We start from the raw sequence: 688 nt of genomic DNA, 5'->3' as shown, positions 1-688 counted from the left end.
ACGAATGCAGCTGAATAAATGATGCCAGCTGTTTGGCGAGCCATTACTCATCACCAACCTGACTATATTTTTTCCGGTGGTGCGCTGTTTTGATTTGACTTTCTTGTAATTCTTGTAGATACTTTTTCGCTTCAATAAGTGGCACAGAATCAGTTGGCTGGAAGCTCTCAATTTCATGAAACCAGATCATGGTGTTGAGTAATTGTTGATTTACTTTACTATTCATTTCCGTTTCACGTAAAATAGCCAATTGCTGCTTGTAAAGAGCCATTAACTCTTCAAATATTTTTTGTTCTGCCGACTGATTCTTCTCATAAAAATCCAACAATGCTTCTAAAGTATCCCCTTCAAGCTTATCTTTTCGAATCCTTTTCCAATGCTTAATTCGTTCGATCGTGGATTCTTTTACCCAATAGTTTTTCTTTCTCCATTTTTCTTCCTCTAGTTTGTCCTTACTTGGATCACTAGTCAGGTTTTCTTGTTCTAAATTTTCTTGTTCCATACCTCTGCTCTCCTATCTTTATTCTGTGAACGGATCTTTTTCTATTTCCGAATAGGATTTTTCAACGACAGTTATAGCTAACCATTCCATGAATTGTTTTTGCTTTTCTATGAATTGTCGATACCGGATTTCACTATCCAACTGGAACTCATCATAAGCAAGTTGCGTTAACACTTCTCGCAACAT

The 688-nt window shown here is 36.6% G+C and carries 1 protein-coding gene; it reads right to left on the bottom strand.

Going from position 1 to position 688, the window contains the following annotated elements; genetic code table 11:
- Positions 1-43: 43 nt before the first annotated feature.
- Positions 44-502 carry a hypothetical protein gene (locus tag IGI96_RS19750; protein ID WP_438785718.1) on the bottom strand — a complete coding sequence of 153 codons (459 nt, stop codon included), beginning with the start codon at positions 500-502 and terminating at the stop codon, positions 44-46.
- Positions 503-688: the final 186 nt, after the last annotated feature.

This window comes from Enterococcus sp. DIV0421, assembly GCF_051713745.1.
Lineage (GTDB): Bacteria > Bacillota > Bacilli > Lactobacillales > Enterococcaceae > Enterococcus_D > Enterococcus_D casseliflavus.
The sequence above is the reverse complement of the archived record's forward strand: the minus strand, read 5'-3'. Positions and strand labels throughout refer to the sequence as shown.